The sequence below is a fragment of the Bradyrhizobium sp. NDS-1 genome, assembly GCF_032918005.1.
Classification (GTDB): domain Bacteria; phylum Pseudomonadota; class Alphaproteobacteria; order Rhizobiales; family Xanthobacteraceae; genus Bradyrhizobium; species Bradyrhizobium tunisiense.
On record NZ_CP136628.1, the window covers coordinates 3,079,952 to 3,095,792 of the forward strand.

Genomic DNA, 15,841 nt, shown 5'->3' on the forward strand with positions numbered 1-15,841 from the left:
GGAGGGTTCGATATGTCAATTGACCGTCGCCAAGCGCTGGCCGTGTTCAGCGCCGCCGCATCGTCGCTTGTGATGTCCCGCGCGGCACGTGCCGAGTTTGACGGTCCTGTCGTCAGGGCACTGGAGGGAGGCGAAGATTTCTGGCTCGCCCAGGACGCCTATATCTATGGCTATCCGCTTGTCACGATGGAAATGACCCGCCGCGTGATGACCAACGTCGCGACGCCGCAGGGCACGCGCGCGCCGATGGGGCAATTCGTCAAGCTGCGCAAATACCCTGATGCCAGCTTCAAGGACGTCACCGCACCCAACGCAGATACCCTTTACACGACCGCCTGGATCGACGTCGGAGACGAGCCCTGGGTCCTGAGCATGCCTGATATGAAGGACCGTTATTTCCTGTTTCCGATGCTGGACGGCTGGACCAACGTCTTCCAGGTCCCGGGCAAGCGCACCACCGGCACCAAGGCGCAGACCTACGCGATCACCGGCCCTGGCTGGAAGGGAACGCTTCCCGCCGGTGTCAAGGAATACAAATCGCCCACGAGCATGGTGTGGATTCTGGGCCGAATTTATTGCACCGGCACGCCGGAAGACTACGCGGCCGTGCATGCGGCACAGGACGAGTTCAAGCTCTTCCCTCTCAGCGCGTACGGCAAGTCCTATACGCCGCCGGCAGGCAAGGCCGATGCGTCGATCGACATGAAGACGGCCGTTCGCGATCAGGTCAACCGCATGGACGCCGCCGCCTATTTCACTCTTCTGGCGCTATTGATGAAGCGCAATCCGCCGGCCGCCGCGGATACGGCTGAGGTCGCCAAATTCGCGAAGATCGGTCTTGTCCCCGGCAAGGATTTCGACGCGAGCAAATTCGATGCTGCCTTCGCCAAGCGGGTCCCGCAGGTGGCATTCGACCGCATCATGCTCCAGTTCAAGGTCAACAAGGCGATCAGGAATGTCAACGGTTGGGCCTTCGACGCTGAAGCCGGCGTCTACGGCACCAATTACTTCAACCGCGCCCTGGTCACGGCCATCGGCCTTGGCGCCAACCGAATTCAGGATGCGTGCTATCCGACATCGCAGAAGGACGCCGACGGGAAAGAGTATGTCGGCAGCAACAAGTACGTCATGCGCTTTCCGAAGGGGCAGCTTCCTCCGGTCGGCGGCTTCTGGTCGCTGACGATGTATGACGAGCACTATTTCTTCGTTGCCAATCCGATCAACCGCCAGTCGATCAGCGCCCGCCAGAACCTCAAAGTCAATCCGGACGGTTCGGTCGACCTCTACATCCAGAAGGACAATCCCGGCTCCGACAAGGAGAGCAACTGGCTTCCTGCGCCCGCGGGCAAGTTCGTGCTGATGTTGCGGATGTACTGGCCCAACGAGAAGTCGCCTTCGATCATCAACGGGACCTGGAAGCCGCCGCCGGTCCGGCAGGTGACGAGCACCTAGGGCCCTACAAAATCTTCGTAGCCCGGATGGAGCGGAGCGTAATCCGGGACGTTGTCACCGCATTCCGCTTCGCTGCATGCGGGCTACAAGACAAGCGCGATCACACCGTCTCCAGCTGCTCCGCCGCCCGCTTCTTCTTCGCCTTGGACTGCCCGAGCAGCGGGCCTGCCGTGAGTGCCGCCGTATCGGCGACGGCCGGATCGCGCGAGATCATGGCGGCGACGATCGCGCCATCGATGATGAGGCCGAGCTGGTGCGCGAGCACTGCGGGCTCGGCCGATCCCAATTCACTGGCGAGCTTCTCGATGTGGCCGAGCACGATCTTCTTGTGCTTCAGCGCGATGCTGCGGAACTGTTTTGCGTCCTTGTCGTGCTCGCCCACCGCATTGATGAAGGGGCAGCCGTAGAAGCGCTCTTCCGCGAACCAGCTCTTCAGCGCCGGGAAGATGCGCGTCAGTTTCGCCTGCGCGTCGCCGCCGCCTTCTTCCATGGCGCCGATGAACCAGTCGCGCCATTGCTTGCCTTCGCTCTCGAGCACGGCGTTGACGAGATTGGTCTTGGAGCCGAACAGTTTATAGAGCGTGGTCTTGGCGGTGCCGGCCTCCTCGATGATGGCATCGATGCCAGTGGCGTTAATGCCGTTCTTGCAGAAGAGGTGCGTGGCGGCATTGAGCAGGCGCCCGCGCGCGGATTCGTCGTCGCCGGCACCGGCGTGCGGCGAACTGGATTTCTTCTTCGATGACGTCTTTGCCATAGGCTGCAACTTACTCGCAGCTGCGCGGCATCATCAAGCCGCATCTCTTTCGCGCCGAAAAGATTCGCATCGGCGAACCCATCTGCATCGCCTTTGAGCAGAGCCCGACTGATCAGTCTGCAGGCAGCGCCCCTTAAGCGGCTCCAATCCCTCGCATTTCCTTTTCGGCCCGCTTTGGCACGTCCTATGCAAGGAAACAGACCGTTCGGTATCCTACCGATTTCCACTTCTGCGAGGGAGAAGAAGATGACTGCCGTCGTTCAAAAGACAGTGCTGACGGGGTGCCTCGCGCCCATCGACAAGAACGGCCTCGAGCAACTGATCGCGAGCGGCAAGGCCAATCCGAAGGTCGTCAAGACCTTGAAATGCAAGACGGTTGCGGAGGGTAAATTCCGCCACGCCAACTACATCCGCAATCTGCCGCCCTACATCGTCGACGAACCGCCGGGGCTGCTGGGCGACGATACCGCGCCCAATCCGTCCGAAGCCTCGCTCGCCGCGCTCGGCTCCTGCCTCGCGGTCGGCCTGCACGCCAACGCCGTGCACCGCGGCTGGATCGTCAACAAGCTCGAGCTCGAGCTCGAAGGCGACCTCAACATCACCGCGGTCTGGGGCACCGGCGATACTTCGGACAAGCCGGTCGGCTTCACCGATGTGCGCGTCAAGGTCGACATGGAATGCGAGGGCATCGCGCAGGACGAGATCAACGCGCTGGTCGCCCACGTGAAGAAATGGTCGCCGGTCGCCAACACCTTCACCCGGCCGGTCAATCTCGAGGTCGGCATCTAGCCGAGAGCAATCACGACACGGTGCGGGAGACGATCATGGGTTCACTGGCTTTATCGCGGGTCGACGTTCTGGATCAGCCCGCACCGTCCATTGCAGGTGAGGTGGCGCGGATCGCGCGGGAGCAACTCGCGCCGCTCGCGGTCGGCATCGACGACGGTTCGGTCTATCCGGCCGAGGTGCTGCGTGCGTTCGGCGCGGTCGGCGCCTGGGGCAGTCACGTGCCGCACGAAGGTCCCGCCGATCTGCGCTGCGCGATCCAGGCGATGGCGGCGATCGGGGAGGTCTGCGGCGCCACGGCCTTCATGGCCTGGTGCCAGAACACGCTGGTCTGGTACGCGGCGAATTCCACCAACGTGAAGCTGGCCAAGCGTTTTGGCGATGCATTCTCGACGGGGCGCGTGCTCGGTGGCACCGGTCTCTCGAATCCGATGAAGAGCTTTTTCGGCATTGAGAAGCTCAAGCTGAAGGGGCGCAAGGTCGAGGGCGGCTACGTCGTGCGTGGCGCGCTGCCCTGGGTCTCCAACCTCGGTCCCGACCATTATTTCGGCACCATCTTCGAGCGCGAGGACGACGAGGGCACCGTCATGTTCCTCGCCGACTGCTCGGACCCCGCGATCACGCTGACGCCGTGCAAGCCATTCATGGCGATGGACGGCACCGGCACCTATGGCGTGCAGTTCCGCGACGCCTTCGTGCCGGACGAACTGATCCTCGCCGATCCCGCCGGCCCCTTCGTGAAGAAGATCCGCGCCGGCTTCATCCTGCTGCAGGCCGGCATGGCGCTCGGCCTCATCAAGGACTGCATCAACATCATGGACGAGGTCGACGGTTCGCTCGGCCACATCAACCGCTATCTGCCGCAGCAGCCGGTGCATTTCCGCGAGCTCGCCGCCGAGCTCGAGGCCGAGACCATGGCGCTGGCACGCGATCCCTACAACGAGGAGGAGACCTACTGGCGCAAGGTGATCGCGCTCAGGCTTCGCGCGGGCGAGGCCAGCGTCGCGGCGGCGCATGCGGCGATGCTGCATTGTGGCGCCCGCGGCTACTTGAAGAGCCACCGCGCGCAGCGGCGCCTGCGCGAGGCCTATTTCGTCGCGATCGTCACGCCGGCCACCAAGCAGCTGCGCAAGATGCTCGCCGATTTCTGAGTTCCAAACCTTAGAGCTCTACGAGTCCACCCGAAGACCCACCAACCTCAACGGAGAGGCTGCCATGACTGACGTTCTGATCACTGCCGTCGAACTCGCCGATCTCTTGAAGACCGAGCCGTGTGTCGTCATCGACACCCGCAATCCCGATGCTTACGCCGCCGGGCACCTGCCGGGCGCCGTGAACGTGCACGAGATCTTTACGTTCCTCGCGACCTCGACGCCGGAAGGCATGGCCGAGCTCAAGACGAAATTCGCCGATGCGTTCGGCGCTGCCGGCCTTTCGGGCAAGGAGACGGCGGTGGTCTACGAGCAGTCGATGAACTCCGGCTTCGGCCAGTCCTGCCGCGGCTATTACCTGCTCACCATGCTCGGCTATCCCAAGGTGAAGGTGCTGCATGGCGGCTTCGACGCCTGGTCGGGTGCGGGCTTCCCGGTAACCAAGGAGGTGCCGATGCCGGCGAAGGCGTCGTTCGCGATCGTGCCCGAAGCCGGCGAGATCCTGATCGACGCCAAGACCATGCTCGCCGCCGTCGGCAAGCCCGGCATCGCGATCCTCGACGTCCGCGACGTCGACGAGTGGATCGGCGACAGTTCGTCCCCGTACGGCAAGGATTTCTGCCCGCGCAAGGGCCGGATTCCGGGCGCCGTGTGGCTGGAATGGTATCGCATGATGAAGCCTACAGCCGAAGGCCCGCGCTTCAAATCCAAGGACGAGATTCTGGCGGAATGCGCCACCGTCGGCATCTCGCCGACGACGCCGGTCTACCTCTACTGCTTCAAGGGCGCGCGCGCCTCGAACACGTTCCTGGCACTGAAGAACGCAGGCGTGAAGGACGTGCGGATGTATTTCGGCTCCTGGAACGAATGGTCGCGCGATCCGTCGCTGCCGATCGAGCAGGGGCTGCCGATGGCACCGGGTGTGACGACAAAGGCGGCCTGAGCGCGCGCCTCGTCCTTCGAGACGACCGCTTCGCGGTCTCCTCAGGATGAGGCTAAGCGGCACCGGTGTCTGTTGATACTGTTGCCGCGCACTCCGTCCTCATCCTGAGGAGCCCGCCTAAAGCGGGCGTCTCGAAGGATGGGCCGATTGCGGACGAGGCGCGATCCCAAGCGCCTTGATCCGCGAGGCCAGCGTGGTCGGCTTGATGTCCAGCATCTCCGCCGCGCCGCCGGGACCGAACACTTTCCCTGTGCAGGCTTCGAGTGCGGCGAGGATGTTGGCGCGCTCGTAGTCGCGCATCTCGGACGAGGTCATGACGGTCGGCCGTGCATCGGCCTTCTGGCGTGCCGTGCCGATCGTGGGCTGCGCGCCGGAGGAGTCCGGCAGGTCGATTCGCAAACGGCCGTTCTGCGACAGGATCGCGGCGCGCTCGATCACGTTCTGCAGTTCGCGGACATTGCCGGGCCAGTCGTAGCGGGTGAGCCGCCGCGCATCGCCTTCCGACAGACGCAGGTTGGATTTCAACGCCTTGCTCTCGCGCGTCAAAAAATGCTGGGCGAGCAGGGGGATGTCCTCGCGCCGTTCGCGCAGAGGCACCGTCTCGATCGGGAATACGTTGAGGCGGAAATAGAGGTCCTCGCGAAAGCGACCGCGCTGGACCTCCTGCTTGAGGTCGCGGTTGGTCGCGGCGATGACGCGGACGTCGACGGCGCGCGTGCGTTCCTGGCCGACGCGCTCGAAATTGCCCTCCTGCAGCACGCGCAGCAGCTTGCCCTGTAATTCGAGCGGAATTTCGCCGACCTCGTCGAGGAACAGCGTGCCGCCGTCGGCGAGCTCGAACCGGCCGATGCGGTCGCGCGTTGCGCCGGTGAAGGCGCCGCGGACATGGCCGAAGAACTCGCTCTCGAACAATTCCCGCGGGATCGCCGCGCAGTTGACGCGGATCAGCGGCCGGTCGCTGCGGGTGGAATCCTCGTGGATGGCGCGCGCGATCAGCTCCTTGCCGGTACCGGACTCCCCGGTGATCATCACCGCCGCCGTGGTCGGCGCCACCAGCTTGACCTGGCGCAGCGTCTTCTGGATCGCCTCGCTTCCACCGATGATGCCGCGCGGATTGGTCTCGATGCGGATTTCCTCCTGAAGATAGGCATTCTCAAGTTCGAGCCGCTCGCGCAGGCGGTCGACCTCTGCTAGCGCGGCATGCAGCTTCTCGTCGGCCTCGCGCCGCTGGCTGACATCGCGAAACACGACCACGGCGCCGACCACGACGCCGCGGTCGCGGATCGGCGTGGACGTGTATTCGACCCACGCCGGAGAACCGTCCTTTCGCCAGAATACTTCGCCGTCGACCTGGTGCACGGCGCCGTCGCGGAACGCCGCGTAGATCGGGCAATCATGGTTGTGATAGTGCCGGCCGTCGTGGTGAGTGTGGTGCACGATCGGATGGATCTCCTTGCCGACCAGCTCCTCGGCGGTCCAGCCCAGCATGCGTTCGGCCGCGGGATTCACGAAGGTGGTCTTGCCCTCGGCATTGACGCCATAGATGCCTTCGCCGGCGGCGCGCAGAATCAGCTGGTTCTCGCGCTCGATGTCCTGGAACACGCGCTCGACCCGCTGCCAGGTCGCGATCCCACCTCGCATGTGGTCCTCGGCGGCGGCATCGACATTGCGGCGGCGGCGCGCCTCGAGATCGGTGAGGACGAGCAGCACCAGGGTACGGTCGCCGTGGCTGACGAGGCAACCTGACGTTTCGAGCCGGAGCTCCTGGCCAGTGGCGTACCGAGGGGCCAGCGCCGTGGTCCAGTAGGCGCCCTTGTGCAGCACGGCCTGGGTGAACACGGTGAGTGCGGGAAGCTGGCCGTTGTGAAGCGTGCTGGCCTTGGTCTGCCGCAACAGGGCTCGGTCGTAGCCGAGCAGGGAGCAGGCGGCCGGATTGGCATCGATGATCTGGTCGCCGTAGGGGTCGACCAGCAGCGTCGCCTCGACGGAGGACTCGAAGGCCGCAATTCGTGGGTCGATGGTCCGGGCCGCGTCGTCGTGGCCAGGCATTGGCGTCGTTGCCATTGCGAAATCTCGTAATTCGGCTACGAATTTTCGTATATCACGATTTTTCGTAGCGACCAAGCTTCACTGAAAGCGTTGCGTCATCAATGCCGTGGACGGCAGAGCCGCCGTGGCATGCTCCTTGCGTAATTCCTCCTGCAACGACGCGCAGGAGGTCCGATGTCCACGTTCGACAATCCGTTCGATCCCAACCGCAACCTCCGTGATGGCTGCGCCTGTGGCCAGCATCGCTCGGCAGCCGAGCACGAGCAGGCGACCACGGCGCTTCGCTGCGAGCCGGCCGAGAGCGAGGACAAACGCTACGAGGGCGTCGTTGCCTCCGCCGTCATGCGCGCGATGTTTCCGCAGGACGTGGCGCGGCGCGCCTTCCTGAAATCGGTTGGTGCCTCCACCGCGCTTGCGGCGCTCTCGCAGTTCTTCCCGCTGAAGACGGCGACCGAAATCTTTGCGCAAGGAGGCGCGCCCGAGAAGAAGGACCTCAAGGTCGGCTTCATCCCGATCACCTGCGCCACGCCGATCATCATGGCGGCGCCGATGGGTTTCTATTCGAAGCACGGCCTCAATGTCGAAGTGGTCAAGACCGCCGGCTGGGCGGTGATCCGCGACAAGACCATCAACAAGGAATACGACGCGGCGCACATGCTGGCGCCGATGCCGATCGCGATCTCGCTCGGGCTCGGCGCCAACGCCATTCCGTTTGCGGTGCCTGCGATCGAGAACATCAACGGGCAGGGCATCGTGCTGGCGGCCAAGCACAAGGACAAGCGCGATCCCAAGGACTGGAAGGGAATGAAGTTCGCGATTCCCTTCGACTATTCCATGCACAATTACCTGCTGCGCTATTATCTCGCCGAGCACGGTCTCGACCCCGATACCGACGTGCAGCTGCGCTCGGTGCCGCCGCCGGAGATGGTCGCGAATTTGCGCGCCGACAACATCGACGGCTTCCTCGCGCCCGACAACATTTGCCAGCGCGCGATCTATGACGGCGTCGGCTTCATGCACCTGTTGTCGAAGGAGATCTGGGACGGCCACCCCTGTTGCAGCTTCGCCGCCAGCCGCGAGTTCATCACGACGGCGCCGAACAGCTTTGCCGCGCTGACGCGCGCCATCGTCGATGCCACCGCCTACGCCTCCAAGGCGGAGAACCGCAAGCAGATCGCGGAAGCGATCGCGCCGGCCAATTACATCAACGCGCCGGTCACGGTGCTGGAGCAAGTCCTGACAGGCACTTATGCCGATGGCCTCGGCGGAGTGAAGACGGACGCCAAGCGCGTCGATTTCGATCCGTTCCCCTGGCAGTCATTTGCGGTGTGGATGCTGACGCAAATGAAGCGCTGGGGCCAGATCAAGGGCGACGTCGACTACAAGGGCGTCGCCGAGCAGGTGTATCTGGCCACCGACACCAAGAAGCTGATGACCGACATGGGCCTGTCGCCGCCGGCGAGCAGCTACAAATCGTTTGCGGTGATGGGCAAGAACTTCGATCCGGCCAAGCCGGAGGATTATATCGCGAGCTTCAAGATCAGGAAGTCGTCGTGATGGTGAGCTCTCTCGTGTCCCGGACGCGATGCAGCACGCAGTGGTACATCGCTGAGCCGGGATCCAGTGTGGCCGCATGGGTCCCGGTTCTGCGTCGCACCGCTTTGCGCTGCGCCGCGCCCGGGACACAGTATCGCTGGTGCGCCAGATGACCTCCTCCCTCCGCCTCCGCGCCGGTCTCGTCTCGATCGCATTGCTCGCCGCGTTTCTCGGCATCTGGCACCTCGCCACGCGCTCGACCGGCGCAACGACAACGATGAGCCCGGAATACGCCAAGCTGATGGGGCTGACGGCCACGCAGGGGAAATCAGCGATGCCCGGGCCGCTCGATGTCGGCGCCAAGCTCTGGGAGCACCTGAAGCGGCCGTTCTACGACAACGGACCGAACGACAAGGGGCTCGGCATCCAGCTCGCCTATTCCATCGCACGCGTCGGCACCGGCTATCTGCTCGCCGTGCTGGTCGCGATCCCGCTCGGCTTCCTGATCGGCATGTCGCCGCTGCTCAGCAAGGCGCTCGACCCCTTCATCCAGGTGCTCAAGCCGATCTCGCCGCTGGCCTGGATGCCGCTTGCGCTCTACACCATCAAGGATTCCTCGATCTCGGCGATCTTCGTGATCTTCATCTGCTCGATCTGGCCGATGCTGCTCAACACCGTGTTCGGCGTTGCCAGCGTGCGCAAGGAATGGATCAACGTCGCGCGGACGCTCGAGGTCAGCACCGTCAGGCGCGCCTTCACCGTGATCCTCCCCGCTGCGGCGCCGACGATCCTGACCGGCATGCGCATCTCGATCGGCATCGCCTGGCTCGTCATTGTCGCCGCCGAGATGCTCGTCGGCGGCACCGGCATCGGCTACTTCGTCTGGAACGAGTGGAATAATTTGTCGATCACCAATGTCATCATCGCGATCCTGCTGATCGGGGTCGTCGGCATGCTGCTCGACCAGATCCTGGCGCGGTTCACGCGCATGGTCACGTTTCCGGAGTAGGGGCATGACCGACAAGTTCATCTCCATCGAAGCCATCGCGAAGCGCTATCCTGGCGCCGGAGGGGCCACGACCACCATCTTCGAGAATCTGTGGCTGTCGATGGCCCGCGGCGAGTTCGCTTGCGTGATTGGCCATTCCGGCTGCGGCAAGACCACGGTGCTCAACATCCTTGCCGGCCTCGACGCGCCGAGCGAGGGCGCCGTGATCGTCGACGGGCAGGCGATCTCGGGCACCAGCCTCGACCGCGCCGTGATCTTCCAGAGCCACGCGCTGCTGCCCTGGCGCACCGTGCTCGGCAACGTCGGCTATGCCGTGAGCTCGAAATGGCGGAGCTGGGACCGCGCCAAAGTGAGGGCGCATGCCCAGACCTTCATCGATCTCGTCGGGCTGACCGGCTCCGAGCACAAGCGCCCTTCGGAGCTGTCGGGCGGCATGAAGCAGCGCGTCGGTATCGCGCGGGCGCTGTCGATCACGCCGAAGATGATGCTGATGGACGAGCCGTTCTCGGCGCTGGATGCATTGACGCGCGGCACGCTGCAGGACGAGGTCCGGCGCATTTGCCTGGAGACCGGGCAGACCGCATTCATGATCACCCACGACGTCGACGAGGCGATCTATCTCGCCGACAAGATCTTTCTGATGACCAATGGGCCCGGCGCGGTGCTCGCAGAGGTGGTCGAGAACCCGCTGCCGCGGGATCGCGGCCGCACCGATCTGCACCGCCATCCGCTCTACTACGCGCTGCGCAACCACATCATCGATTTTCTGGTGACGCGAAGCAAGACGTTTACCGCCGAGACGCCCGGTCACGATCCACGCAATGTGCCGCTGGTGCATATCGGCAAGCCCGGACTGACGGTTGCCTCCGGTGGTGACGAGCAGCGCCAGACCTGGATTCCCGGGACCAGTCCCGGACTGACTGCCTGAAACGGAGACCCTGACATGAAACGCGAAGACCTCACCGAGAAGCTGCTCGACATCAAGCGCGAGAAGGGATGGAGCTGGAAGCACGTCTGCGAGAAGATCGGCGGCTATTCCGAGGTGCTGATCGTCGGTGCGATCATGGGCCAGATGAAGCTGACGAAGCCGCAGGCCGCCAATGCCGGCGAGTTGTTCGGCCTGTCGAAGGCGGAAGTCGCGATGCTCAACGAGGTGCCGATGCGCGGCACCGGCACGCCGATGCCGCCGACCGATCCCCTGATCTACCGCTTCTACGAGATGGTGATGGTGAACGGTCCGGCCTGGAAGGCGCTGATCGAGGAGGAGTTCGGCGACGGCATCATGTCGGCGATCGACTTCGACATGGGAATCGAGCGCGTCGCCAACCCGAAGGGCGATCGCGTCAAGATCACCATGAGCGGCAAATTCCTGCCCTACAAATATTACGGCGCCAGCGGCAACGTGCCGGAATACGGCTTCAGGGAGGAGTGACCGCGGCGAAGGCCTCGCGCAGCGCGCCGACCGGAGCCATCTCGCGAACATAGGTGAAGGAGCCCTTGTCCTTCATCTCACGCGCGCAGTTCAGGAACGCCGCGAGCGCGTAGCGCGACATGGCGCCGCCGACGCTGATGCGCTTGACGCCGGCGGCGGACAATTGCGCCGTTGTCAGCGTCGGGTCGGCAAAGCCCATCACGTGGTTGAACGGCTTACTGATCGAGGAGACGACGGTCCGGATCGTGGCGAGATCGTACAGGCCGGGCGCATACAGGACGTCGGCGCCCGCGGCCTCGAAGGCCTGCAGGCGGCGAACCGTGTCGTCGATGTCCTTGCGGCCGTGCAGGAAGTTCTCGGCCCGAGCCGTCAGCGTGAACGGAGTTGGCAGCGCACGCGCCACTTCCACAGCGGCCTGGACCCGCTCGACGGCGAGGGAAAAGTCGTAGATGGGGCGATCGCGGTCGCCGCTGAAATCCTCGATCGAGCCGCCGACGGCGCCAGCTTCCGCGGCACGCCGGATGGCTTCGGCCGCACGTTTCGGCTCATCGGCCCCGCAATTTTCGAGATCGACGCTCACCGGAAGGTTGGTAGCATCGACGATCTCGCGCGCGTTGGCGAGGATGACATCGAGACTGACGCCGCTGCTGCCGAGCATGTTGGCAACTCCGAGGCTCGTCGTCGCGAGGGCCTCGAATCCCATTGCTGCGAGCAGCTTGGCCGTACCGGCATCCCATGGATTGGGAATGACGAAGGCGCCAGGCCGCTCGTGCAGCGCGCGGAACGCCGTCGCCTTGTCCAATTGGCTCGTCATGGCTCGTCTCCGTGTTGTCCGTCGATGCAGCCTTAGGAGCATTTTCGCCATCCGACAAATTTGTTATTCTTGCAAAGGACATCAGTTTTTTGCATGAGGTCGCGATGGACAGTGACGCCCTCAACACCTTCCTGACGGTTCATCGCAGGGGCGGGATCTCGAATGCCGCGAAATTCCTGCACCGCTCGCAGCCGGCGATTTCGCGCCGCATTGCGCTGCTTGAGCAGGAGCTTGGCGTGCCCCTGTTCGAGCGGGCGGCGGGCCGCACCCGGCTCAGCGATGCCGGGCGCGTGCTGATCCCCTATGCCGAGCGGGCGGTCGCCGCGGCGCAGGACGCCGAACAGGCCATACGCGCTTTGACCAAGCAGAATGCGGGGCCGGTTTCGTTGGCGGTGACCGGCACGCTCGCCGATGGCCGGCTGTCGACCATCATGAAGCGGTTTGCCAGGGAATATCCCGCCGTCACGCTAACCTTGCGGACGGCGACCAGCGCGGAGGTCAGCGATCTCATCCGGCGCGGCGAGGCCACGATCGGCCTGCGCTACAACGTCGACCGCGCCGGCGATCTCGCCTGCGAGCTGGTGCTGACCGAGGCGTTACAGGTCGTTTGTGCGCCCGAACATCCGCTGGCCGGCAAGCGGGTGAAGCGGCTCGCCGAGCTTCGCGGTGAACGCTGGATCGCATTCCCGGAAACGCGCGGCCGCCGCGAGATCGCCGCAGCCCATGTGTTCGCTCTGTTTCTCACGCAAGGGCTCGGCGAGGTCGAATGGACGGCAGTCGACAGCCTCACCGCGCGGAAGCGCCTCGTGGAGGCCGGCTTCGGTCTCGCGCTATTGGCGAGAAGCCATGTGGCAGAGGAGTTGCGCGCGGCATCGATCGCGACGATCATCGTCGGCGATCTTGCCGCGGATCAGGACACCGTCCTCGTGACCCGTCGCGACGGCTTTCTGAGCGCTGCCGCCGAGCGCCTGCTCGACACCATCCGCCGCAACTATGCCGGGCGGCATGTCTCGGTCTCAAAGTACGCCAGAAAAAGATCGCCGGCGCGCAAGGTTGTTGCGCGCCGGCGGCTCGTCTGAATGGATTATTTTCCCGCCTTCACCTCGGCGGCTGCCACCGCGAGCAGCTCGCTCATCTTGGCGCGAATCGCCTGTTCGGTGACAGCGACGTTCTTGGCGGCAAAATCGGCCGTGAGCTTACGCAGGACGTCGGCATCGCCGGCCTCCTCGAAATCGGCCGCGACCACCTCCTTGGCATAGGCGGTGGCGGCATCGCCTGACATGCCGAGCTTTTCGGCCGCCCACAGCCCGAGCAGCCGGTTGCGGCGGGCTTCCGCCTTGAATTTCTGCTCCTCGTCGAGGGCATACTTCTTCTCGAAACCTTCCTGGCGCTTGTCGAACTCGCTCATGCCTTGTTCCAAATCCCTCTGAATGGAGCGGGGGCCTTCCGTTGCGACCGCCCGGCTGCATGCCTACATAGATAGCACATATCGGCAAAACAACGGGCCGTTAAGCCGCAGGCGAGACGGTATAAGTTGGTGCCGGAGGGCCGGATCGATTGTGCTCGGTCAGCCAATCGGATAGGTTGCCTGAAGGCTTGGTTCCCGTTCTGTTTCCAAGGATTCGAGACGGGTTCCCAGCCGTTCACGGCAGCTCCGCTGTGGGTCGCAGTCCTCGTAACCGGAGCACACCAAATTCATGGATTTCAACAAAACACGGTACATCCCAATGAGCCGTCGGCGTCGCATTTATGAAGGCAAGGCAAAGGTTCTCTATGAAGGCCCGGAGCCCGGTACCCTGATCCAGCACTTCAAGGACGACGCCACCGCGTTCAATGCGAAGAAGCATCAGGTGATCGAGGGCAAGGGTGTCCTCAACAACCGGATCTCGGAGTACCTGTTTCAGCACCTCAACGACATCGGGGTGCCGACCCACTTCATTCGCCGCCTCAACATGCGCGAGCAGCTGATTCGTGAGGTCGAGATCGTGCCGCTGGAGGTAGTGGTGCGGAACGTCGCTGCCGGCTCGCTGTCGCAGCGCCTCGGCATCGAGGAGGGCACGCAGCTGCCCCGTTCAATCATCGAATTCTACTACAAGAACGACCAGCTCAACGACCCCATGGTGTCGGAAGAGCACATCACCGCCTTCGGCTGGGCGACGCCCCAGGAGATCGACGACATCATGGCGCTCGCCATCCGTGTCAACGACTTCCTCACCGGCCTCTTCCTCGGCATCGGCATCCGCCTCGTCGACTTCAAGATGGAGTGCGGTCGCCTGTTCGAGAATGAGATGATGCGCATCATCGTCGCCGACGAGATCTCGCCGGATAGCTGCCGTCTGTGGGACATCAAGTCCAACGAGAAGCTCGACAAGGACCGCTTCCGCAGGGATCTCGGCGGCCTGCTCGAGGCCTATACTGAAGTTGCAAAACGCCTCGGCATCCTCATGGAGAACGAGCGTCCGCAGGGCTCAGGCCCGGTGCTGGTGAAGAGCTGAGGGGATTTGACGTGAAGGCACGTGTTACCGTTACCTTGAAGACGGGCATCCTCGATCCCCAAGGCAAGGCCATCGAAGGCGCACTGAAGTCGCTCGGCGTCGATGGCGTCGCCAGCGTCCGCCAGGGCAAGGTGTTCGATATCGAGCTCGCCGGCGCCGACAAGGCCAAGGCGGAAGCGGCGCTGAAGGATGCCGCAGACAAGCTGCTGGCGAATACCGTGATCGAGAATTATCGGGTTGAGATCGTTTAGGCTGTCTCGTAGACCCTCATGGTGAGGAGCGCAAAGCGCGTCTCGAACCATGCAGGCCCGGCTGTTACATCTCGGCCTTCATCCTTCGAGACGCGCGCGAAGAGCGCGCTCCTCAGGATGAGGGGCGAGAGAAGCGCAACGGCATTCGCTCACAGCCATCCGACGCTGCGAAAACGCCAGTACAGCGTCGTGCACGCCGTCAGCATCACGCCGAGCAGCATGAAATAGCCGTACTCCCATTCCAGCTCCGGCATGTGCTTGAAGTTCATGCCGTAGATGCCTGCGAGCGCGGTCGGGACCGCGATGATCGCGAGCCAGGACGCGAGCTTCTTCGACACCGCCGTCTCCTGCGCCTGGCCGACCAGCAGGCTCGCCTCGAAGGCGAAGGCCAGCACCTCGCGCATGGAATCGATGCGCTCCTGGATGTTCCGGACGTGGTCGGTGACGTCGCGAAACAGCGGCTGCATGGCCTTCCGCACCATCGACAGCTCGTCATGCTCCAGCCGGCGGCAGACCTCCACCAGCGGGCCGATCGCGGTCCTGAGCCGCAACAGGTCGCGGCGCAGCATGTAGAGCCGCTCGATCTGCGCCTTGCTGATCGGCTTGGAGAGCACGTCGTCCTCGATGCCCTCGATCTCGTCGTGAATGCTTTCGAGCACGGGCGAGTAATTGTCGACGATGAAATCGAGGATGGCGTAGAGGATGTAGTCTTCGCCGCGCGCGAGCGCCCGCGGGCAGCTCTCGCAGCGTTCGCGCACCGGCGTGTAGGACGTCGAAGCGCCGTGGCGCACCGAGACCAGATAACCTTCGCCGACGAAAATATGCGTCTCGCCGAAGGCGATCCGGCCCTCGATCAGTTGCGCGGTCCGCGCGACGATGAACAGGGCCTCGCCATATTGCTCGATCTTCGGCCGCTGATGGGCGTGGTTGGCGTCCTCGATCGCGAGATCGTGCAGGTCGAACTGCTTCTGCACCGCGCCGAGCAGCGCCATGTCCGGCTCGTGCAAGCCGATCCAGACCACGTGGCCGGGCTTGGTCCGCCAGCTCGAGGCCTCGCTGATGGCGATGTTGGCGACGCGCCGGCCGTCGACATAGGCACCGGCGGCGACGACACCATCGGTAGGCACCGGTTCGGACGGGGATGTGGGCAGCGACGGGACGTTCATGGC

Annotated in this window: 16 protein-coding genes; 11 read left to right on the top strand and 5 right to left on the bottom strand. The window is 64.0% G+C overall.

Translation table 11 applies throughout. The features are described from left to right. The first annotated feature begins 12 nt into the window (after positions 1 to 12). Positions 13 to 1,452: a DUF1254 domain-containing protein gene (locus tag RX330_RS14235; RefSeq protein ID WP_317243400.1), complete on the top strand. Its 1,440-nt coding sequence runs from the start codon at positions 13 to 15 to the stop codon at positions 1,450 to 1,452. A gap of 100 nt (positions 1,453 to 1,552) precedes the next feature. Here the strand turns inward: RX330_RS14235 and RX330_RS14240 are convergent, their stop codons facing one another. After that, positions 1,553 to 2,206 (bottom strand): TetR/AcrR family transcriptional regulator, encoded by a 654-nt coding sequence (locus RX330_RS14240; protein WP_317243401.1) that lies wholly within the window; start codon positions 2,204 to 2,206, stop codon positions 1,553 to 1,555. Between the two features lie 246 nt (positions 2,207 to 2,452). Here RX330_RS14240 and RX330_RS14245 point away from each other — a divergent pair, with 246 nt between their 5' ends. From RX330_RS14245 to RX330_RS14255, 3 genes are all read left to right on the top strand, one after another. Then, positions 2,453 to 2,995, top strand: coding sequence for an OsmC family protein (locus RX330_RS14245; RefSeq protein ID WP_126260848.1), 543 nt, complete (start codon positions 2,453 to 2,455; stop codon positions 2,993 to 2,995). Positions 2,996 to 3,030: 35 nt separating this feature from the next. After that, positions 3,031 to 4,143 carry an acyl-CoA dehydrogenase family protein gene (locus RX330_RS14250; protein WP_317243402.1) on the top strand — a complete coding sequence of 371 codons (1,113 nt, stop codon included), beginning with the start codon at positions 3,031 to 3,033 and terminating at the stop codon, positions 4,141 to 4,143. 64 nt (positions 4,144 to 4,207) lie between these two features. Then, the gene (locus RX330_RS14255) at positions 4,208 to 5,086 is read left to right on the top strand and encodes a sulfurtransferase (RefSeq protein ID WP_317243403.1); all 879 of its coding nucleotides are present in this window, start codon (positions 4,208 to 4,210) and stop codon (positions 5,084 to 5,086) included. Between the two features lie 117 nt (positions 5,087 to 5,203). Here the strand turns inward: RX330_RS14255 and RX330_RS14260 are convergent, their stop codons facing one another. Continuing rightward, positions 5,204 to 7,150, bottom strand: coding sequence for a sigma 54-interacting transcriptional regulator (locus RX330_RS14260; RefSeq protein ID WP_317243404.1), 1,947 nt, complete (start codon positions 7,148 to 7,150; stop codon positions 5,204 to 5,206). Between the two features lie 159 nt (positions 7,151 to 7,309). On the opposite strand from RX330_RS14260, the gene RX330_RS14265 reads away from it, so the two are divergent. The 4 genes from RX330_RS14265 to cynS all read left to right on the top strand — a co-directional run bounded on the left by RX330_RS14265 (position 7,310) and on the right by cynS (position 11,112). After that, on the top strand, positions 7,310 to 8,692 hold the full coding sequence (locus RX330_RS14265) for a CmpA/NrtA family ABC transporter substrate-binding protein (RefSeq protein ID WP_317243405.1): 1,383 nt from the start codon (positions 7,310 to 7,312) through the stop codon (positions 8,690 to 8,692). 148 nt (positions 8,693 to 8,840) lie between these two features. Next, complete coding sequence (gene ntrB / locus RX330_RS14270; protein WP_212081602.1) at positions 8,841 to 9,680, top strand: nitrate ABC transporter permease; 840 nt, start codon at positions 8,841 to 8,843, stop codon at positions 9,678 to 9,680. A gap of 4 nt (positions 9,681 to 9,684) precedes the next feature. Further along, on the top strand, positions 9,685 to 10,608 hold the full coding sequence (locus tag RX330_RS14275; RefSeq protein ID WP_317243406.1) for an ABC transporter ATP-binding protein: 924 nt from the start codon (positions 9,685 to 9,687) through the stop codon (positions 10,606 to 10,608). Between the two features lie 15 nt (positions 10,609 to 10,623). Then, positions 10,624 to 11,112, top strand: a complete 489-nt coding sequence (cynS, locus tag RX330_RS14280) for a cyanase (protein ID WP_212081598.1) — start codon at positions 10,624 to 10,626, stop codon at positions 11,110 to 11,112. Here the strand turns inward: cynS and RX330_RS14285 are convergent. Continuing rightward, positions 11,099 to 11,926 (bottom strand): oxaloacetate decarboxylase, encoded by an 828-nt coding sequence (locus tag RX330_RS14285; RefSeq protein ID WP_317243407.1) that lies wholly within the window; start codon positions 11,924 to 11,926, stop codon positions 11,099 to 11,101. The two genes, cynS and RX330_RS14285, sit on opposite strands and share 14 nt — an antisense overlap. Before the next feature lie 104 nt (positions 11,927 to 12,030). Between RX330_RS14285 and RX330_RS14290 the strand changes: the two genes are divergently transcribed. Then, a complete protein-coding gene (locus RX330_RS14290) occupies positions 12,031 to 13,005 on the top strand; it encodes a LysR family transcriptional regulator (RefSeq protein WP_317243408.1) in 975 nt (324 codons plus the stop codon). A 5-nt stretch (positions 13,006 to 13,010) separates the two neighbouring features. Here the strand turns inward: RX330_RS14290 and RX330_RS14295 are convergent, their stop codons facing one another. After that, on the bottom strand, positions 13,011 to 13,334 hold the full coding sequence (locus RX330_RS14295) for a DUF1476 domain-containing protein (RefSeq protein ID WP_212081591.1): 324 nt from the start codon (positions 13,332 to 13,334) through the stop codon (positions 13,011 to 13,013). Positions 13,335 to 13,653: 319 nt separating this feature from the next. On the opposite strand from RX330_RS14295, the gene purC reads away from it, so the two are divergent. Both purC and purS read left to right on the top strand, forming a co-directional pair. Then, positions 13,654 to 14,421, top strand: a complete 768-nt coding sequence (gene purC, locus RX330_RS14300) for a phosphoribosylaminoimidazolesuccinocarboxamide synthase (protein WP_173015815.1) — start codon at positions 13,654 to 13,656, stop codon at positions 14,419 to 14,421. An 11-nt stretch (positions 14,422 to 14,432) separates the two neighbouring features. Further along, a complete protein-coding gene (gene purS, locus RX330_RS14305; RefSeq protein ID WP_148773046.1) occupies positions 14,433 to 14,672 on the top strand; it encodes a phosphoribosylformylglycinamidine synthase subunit PurS in 240 nt (79 codons plus the stop codon). Between the two features lie 149 nt (positions 14,673 to 14,821). Here purS and RX330_RS14310 read toward each other — a convergent pair whose 3' ends face one another. Further along, positions 14,822 to 15,838, bottom strand: a complete 1,017-nt coding sequence (locus RX330_RS14310; protein WP_212081589.1) for a magnesium and cobalt transport protein CorA — start codon at positions 15,836 to 15,838, stop codon at positions 14,822 to 14,824. Positions 15,839 to 15,841: the final 3 nt, after the last annotated feature.

Bases quoted from the DNA above. Each gene is read 5' to 3' on its own strand.
- RX330_RS14235 (WP_317243400.1), top strand. From the start codon at position 13: ATGTCAATTGACCGTCGCCAAGCGCTGGCCGTGTTCAGCGCCGCCGCA.
- RX330_RS14240 (WP_317243401.1), bottom strand. From the start codon at position 2,206: ATGGCAAAGACGTCATCGAAGAAGAAATCCAGTTCGCCGCACGCCGGT.
- RX330_RS14245 (WP_126260848.1), top strand. From the start codon at position 2,453: ATGACTGCCGTCGTTCAAAAGACAGTGCTGACGGGGTGCCTCGCGCCC.
- RX330_RS14250 (WP_317243402.1), top strand. From the start codon at position 3,031: ATGGGTTCACTGGCTTTATCGCGGGTCGACGTTCTGGATCAGCCCGCA.
- RX330_RS14255 (WP_317243403.1), top strand. From the start codon at position 4,208: ATGACTGACGTTCTGATCACTGCCGTCGAACTCGCCGATCTCTTGAAG.
- RX330_RS14260 (WP_317243404.1), bottom strand. From the start codon at position 7,150: ATGGCAACGACGCCAATGCCTGGCCACGACGACGCGGCCCGGACCATC.
- RX330_RS14265 (WP_317243405.1), top strand. From the start codon at position 7,310: ATGTCCACGTTCGACAATCCGTTCGATCCCAACCGCAACCTCCGTGAT.
- ntrB (WP_212081602.1), top strand. From the start codon at position 8,841: ATGACCTCCTCCCTCCGCCTCCGCGCCGGTCTCGTCTCGATCGCATTG.
- RX330_RS14275 (WP_317243406.1), top strand. From the start codon at position 9,685: ATGACCGACAAGTTCATCTCCATCGAAGCCATCGCGAAGCGCTATCCT.
- cynS (WP_212081598.1), top strand. From the start codon at position 10,624: ATGAAACGCGAAGACCTCACCGAGAAGCTGCTCGACATCAAGCGCGAG.
- RX330_RS14285 (WP_317243407.1), bottom strand. From the start codon at position 11,926: ATGACGAGCCAATTGGACAAGGCGACGGCGTTCCGCGCGCTGCACGAG.
- RX330_RS14290 (WP_317243408.1), top strand. From the start codon at position 12,031: ATGGACAGTGACGCCCTCAACACCTTCCTGACGGTTCATCGCAGGGGC.
- RX330_RS14295 (WP_212081591.1), bottom strand. From the start codon at position 13,334: ATGAGCGAGTTCGACAAGCGCCAGGAAGGTTTCGAGAAGAAGTATGCC.
- purC (WP_173015815.1), top strand. From the start codon at position 13,654: ATGAGCCGTCGGCGTCGCATTTATGAAGGCAAGGCAAAGGTTCTCTAT.
- RX330_RS14310 (WP_212081589.1), bottom strand. From the start codon at position 15,838: ATGAACGTCCCGTCGCTGCCCACATCCCCGTCCGAACCGGTGCCTACC.